This window comes from Halomonas sp., from assembly GCF_031581305.1.
Classification (GTDB): domain Bacteria; phylum Pseudomonadota; class Gammaproteobacteria; order Pseudomonadales; family Halomonadaceae; genus Halomonas.
In genome coordinates this window covers 1-4,456 of sequence record NZ_JAVLBC010000234.1, presented here as the reverse complement: position 1 = coordinate 4,456, position 4,456 = coordinate 1, and the positions used below count along the sequence as shown (strand labels likewise).

Below are 4,456 nucleotides of genomic sequence, written 5' to 3'. Positions count from 1 at the left end.
TGACAGTGCGGCTGTCGTTCAAGGTATCATAACCTTGCCCCATCGGATGGCACTGGCGGTGGTGGCCGAAGGTATCGACACTTGGGCACTACCTCAGGCCTTGCTGGGCAGATCATTGTGATCTGCTGCAAGGGTTTCTGTTTTTCCCGCCGGTGTCGCCGAGCCAGCTGCGCCACCTGCCGATGACGTTGCCCGGGACACCCCGTGCAACGTGAGTCATGCGGTCGTGCTGGGCTGCTGAATTAACGGAGAGAGTATGAAAACGCCTCAGCAGGTAAGCGACTGGTTCAATGAGTTCTATACGGCGGTGGAGCAGAGCCCGGCGGCCACGGCGATTACCGATACCCGGGGCGTGTTCCTGTTCGTGAATCGGCGCTTCCTCGAGGTAACCGGCTACAGCCGCGAGGAACTGCTGGGGAGAACGCCGGCGGTGATCCAGTCCGGGCATACCGACCCGCACGTCTATGAGTCGCTGTGGTCCACCCTGCGCGCCGGCAAGGTGTGGCAGGGCGAGATGCTCAATCGGCGCAAGAACGGCGAGTTATACTGGGAGTTCGAGATCATCACCCCGGTGCATAATGACGCCGGCGAGATCGTCAGCTTCGTGGCGGTAAAGGAGGATATCACCCGGCGCAAGCAGCAGGAGCATGAGCTGCGCCTGCTGGCCACGGCCTTCGAGACCGGCCAGGCGGCGCTGGTCACCGATGCCGAGCAGCGCATCGTACGCGTCAACCGGGCCTTCAGCGAGATTACCGGCTATGCCGCCAGCGAGGCGATCGGCGAGACGCCGCGCCTCTTCCAGTCCGGCCGTCATGACGAGGCCTTCTATGCCCGGCTATGGGACGAACTGGCCAACCATGGCCACTGGCAGGGCGAGATATGGAACATGGATCGCGAGGGCAACATCTTTCCGGTGTGGGAGTCGATCACTGCGGTGACGGATGCCACCGGGGAAGTGGTCAACTATGTGGCCATGTTCCACAACATCAGAGAGCGCAAGAATCGCGAGCGCGAGCTCAATCGTCAGGCCCTGCACGACCACCTCACCGGCGCTGGCAACCGCCGCGCCTTTGAGCGCGCCATGTGGGCGGTGGGACACGAAAGCGGTGACCTATCGGTGGTGTTGTTCGATGTGGATCACTTCAAGCAGGTCAACGATACCCATGGCCATGAGCGGGGCGATCGCATCCTGCGTGAGCTGGTTGAGCGGGTCTCGGGCTGGTTGCGGACCAATGATACCCTCTACCGCTGGGGCGGCGAGGAGTTCTGCATCCTGTTGCCCGCTACCGGCCTGGAGGGGGCAAGCATCCTGGCCGAGCGGATACGTCAGTGGGTGGCGCAAACGCCTCTCGATGGGCTCGCCATCACCATCAGCCTGGGCGTGGCCAGCCGCCTGCCCGGGGAGAGCGCCGTGGCGCTGATGGAGCGCGCCGACGCCTGCCTTTATCAAGCGAAGCGCGAGGGGCGCAACCGCAGCGTTGCCGAAGCGGCGTGCCCGCATTGAAGACGGCATGGGCGCAGGCCGGGTGATCCCGTATGCTGGCCATGCAGGCTTATCAACGGATCGAGGAGCGCCATCGCATGTCGACACTCACCTTCCAGGGCGCCGTGGGCGAGGTCACCGGCTCGCGCTATCTTATCGAGGTGGACGGCAACGGCCGCTCGCACAAGCTGCTGCTGGAGTGCGGCCTGCACCAGGGCGGCAGCGATGCCGACGAGGCCAACGCCAAGTCCTTCGGCAAGCTGCCCCGGGAGCTCGAGGCGGTGGTGCTCTCCCATGGCCATCTCGACCACTCGGGGCTGCTGCCCAAGTTGGTGCGGGAGGGGTATCGCGGGCCGATCCACTGCACCCGGGGCACCCGCGACCTGCTGGAGATCATGCTGCAGGACGCCGCCTTCATCATGGCCAAGGACGTGGAGTGGGAGAACAAGTGGCGAAGACGGAACGACAAGCCGCTGGTCGAGCCGCTCTATGATCTGGAGGACGTGGAACAGACGCTGGCGCTCTGCGAGACCCATCCCTACGGCCAGCCGGCCCGGTTGCCGGGCGGTGTGAACCTGGTGTTCCGTGACGCCGGCCACATTCTTGGCTCCGCCATCGTGGAGCTCGGCGTACCCTCCGGCGGACAGGAGAAGCGCCTGGTATTTTCGGGGGATCTGGGCAATCCCAGCTCGGTGCTGATGAAGGATCCCGAGAAGCTCTATGACGCCGACCTGGTGCTGATGGAGAGCACCTATGGCGATCGTGACCATCGGCCCCTGGAGGAGACCCTCGAGGAGTTTGCCCAGGTGCTGGAAGAGGCCCATGCTGACGGCGGTAACGTGCTGATTCCCGCCTTCGCCGTGGGGCGCACGCAGGAGATCCTCTACCACCTGAGTGTGCTCTACCACGAGGGCCGCCTGCGCCAGCAGATGGTGTTCCTCGACAGCCCCATGGCGATCAAGGTCACCGAGCTCTACCACCGCGCACGCAAGTCGCTGGATCCCGAGGACCTCAAGGTGCTCAATGTGGCGGCCAGCGGCGACACCAGCCAGTACCTGCCGATCCTGCGCATGACCCGCACGGTGGAGGAGTCCATGGCCATCAATCGCATCCACGGTGGGGCGATCATCATCGCCGGGGCGGGGATGTGCAACGGGGGGCGCATCATCCACCATTTCCGCTACAACCTGGAGCGCCCCGATACCCGTCTGGTGATTGTGGGCTTCCAGGCCGAGGGCACGGTGGGGCGCCAGATCGTCGACGGCGCCGAGCGCATCCGTGTGCTGGGCCGGGACCTGGCGGTCAAGGCGAGGGTTCACACCATCGGCGGCTTCTCCGCCCATGCCGGCCAGACCCAGCTGATGGGCTGGGCCGGCGCCTTCCGCGATCGCCCGCGTTTCTACCTGGTGCATGGCGAGCCCGGTGCCCAGCAGGCGCTACAGGTGGCTCTCGCCGAGAGTGGCATCGAGACCGAGATTCCCGCCTACGGCGACCGTATCGAGCTCTGAGCGGGTCTCGCCGCGCTTGGCGGCCAGGGTCAGCGCGGTGCAGCCCAGCGGGGCGATGCCCGGCGGTTTGACCTGTGTCAAGGTGCGTCCACTTGCCTCATGCGGATGATGCGGCAATGGACTAGGCTTCAAGGTAAATATAGTTATTTGCTTAGAGGTTTTTGTTATGAAGGTGACGCATCTACTGGCAAGTTCCCTGCTGGCGGCGACCCTGGTTGCCGGCCCGTCCCTGGCCGAGGATGACGCTGCCGCCTATCGTGAGACTCGGCTGGGGCTCTATGTGACGGCGAGCGAGGCCTACGATCTGATGCAGGAGAACGAGCGGGCCGTGTTGATCGACGTTCGCGACCCCATCGAGGTCAAGTTCACCGGCTTCGCCGAGCCCACCGACATCCACGTGCCCTGGGTCGTGGCGGATCGCGAGCACTTCGATGAGGAGGCCAGGACCTGGCCGATGGTCAAGAACACCGATTTCGAGACCCAGGTGCGTGCCGAGCTGGAGGCCCTCGATGTGGCAGTGGATGACCCGATCATCGTCATGTGCCGTTCCGGCTCCACCCGCAGTGCGCCGGGTGCGGACGTGATCGCCGAAATGGGCTTCAGCCGGGTCTATTCGATGACCGACGGCTTCGAGGGTGGCAAGCTCGAAGAGGGCGACTCCAAGGGCGTGCGTGCGGTCAACGGCTGGCGCAATTCCGGGCTGCCCTGGAGCTACGAGATCGCCCCCGACGTCGCCTGGCGCCCGGCCGAGTAAGCGCCATCCGAAGGCCTTCGCCGGTTGGCGAAGGGCTGTCAATACGAACGATCCAATGAGGTGAGCGCATGACCGTCACGAAGACACTGACCCTGGCCGCCGCTGCGGCCACCATCGGCCTCTCCGGGGCCGGCATGGCCGATAGCCATGGAGAAGCGCCCCAAGACCAAGCCCTGGTGATTCTCACCAGCGACTCGCTGCAGACCCAGGGCATGGCGATGATTCTCTCCAACGCCATGCAGCAGCAGGGTACCGATCTGAATATTCTGCTCTGCGACGCGGCCGGCGACCTGGCCGTCGCGGGTTACGAGAGCCCCGAGCCGTTCAAGACGCCTGCCATGAGTAAGGTGGATCAGATGACCCCGGAGGCGATCCTGGGCATGCTGGTCGATAACGGTGCCCAGGTGGATGTCTGCGCCATCTACTTGCCCAACAGCGAGTATGGCGAGGCAGACCTGCGTGAGGGCGTGGGCATGGCGGCGCCTGGCCCGATCGCCGAGATGATGCGTGACCCGTCCATCCCGGTTTATAGTTTCTGAGTGTCCGAAGCGAACCGAAGGAGTCCTTCATGAAGAGCAACGTGGGCGGCATCGACAAGATTGCCCGTATCGTGGTCGGCGCTGTACTGATCCTGCTGGCGCTGACCGGCACTATAGGCGTCTGGGGCTGGATCGGCGTGTTGCCGCTGGCGACCGGCCTGTTCAATTTCTG

5 protein-coding genes are annotated in these 4,456 nt (G+C 64.5%); all 5 read left to right on the top strand.

The genetic code is table 11. The annotated features are described in order from the left end of the window. Positions 1-256 precede the first annotated feature (256 nt). Positions 257-1,504 carry a PAS domain S-box protein gene (locus tag RI841_RS14770; protein ID WP_310706394.1) on the top strand — a complete coding sequence of 416 codons (1,248 nt, stop codon included), beginning with the start codon at positions 257-259 and terminating at the stop codon, positions 1,502-1,504. A gap of 77 nt (positions 1,505-1,581) precedes the next feature. Continuing rightward, positions 1,582-2,991, top strand: a complete 1,410-nt coding sequence (locus RI841_RS14765; RefSeq protein ID WP_310706393.1) for an MBL fold metallo-hydrolase — start codon at positions 1,582-1,584, stop codon at positions 2,989-2,991. A gap of 166 nt (positions 2,992-3,157) precedes the next feature. Continuing rightward, positions 3,158-3,745 (top strand): rhodanese-like domain-containing protein, encoded by a 588-nt coding sequence (locus tag RI841_RS14760; protein WP_310706392.1) that lies wholly within the window; start codon positions 3,158-3,160, stop codon positions 3,743-3,745. Between the two features lie 68 nt (positions 3,746-3,813). Next, a complete protein-coding gene (locus RI841_RS14755; protein ID WP_310706391.1) occupies positions 3,814-4,284 on the top strand; it encodes a hypothetical protein in 471 nt (156 codons plus the stop codon). Positions 4,285-4,313: 29 nt separating this feature from the next. Then, the coding region (locus RI841_RS14750; protein WP_310706395.1) for a DUF2892 domain-containing protein at positions 4,314-4,456 on the top strand (143 nt) is incomplete at its 3' end.

What these genes read in the sequence shown, in the direction of transcription:
- RI841_RS14770 (WP_310706394.1), top strand. Translation starts at nt 257, where the DNA reads ATGAAAACGCCTCAGCAGGTAAGCGACTGGTTCAATGAGTTCTATACG.
- RI841_RS14765 (WP_310706393.1), top strand. Translation starts at nt 1,582, where the DNA reads ATGTCGACACTCACCTTCCAGGGCGCCGTGGGCGAGGTCACCGGCTCG.
- RI841_RS14760 (WP_310706392.1), top strand. Translation starts at nt 3,158, where the DNA reads ATGAAGGTGACGCATCTACTGGCAAGTTCCCTGCTGGCGGCGACCCTG.
- RI841_RS14755 (WP_310706391.1), top strand. Translation starts at nt 3,814, where the DNA reads ATGACCGTCACGAAGACACTGACCCTGGCCGCCGCTGCGGCCACCATC.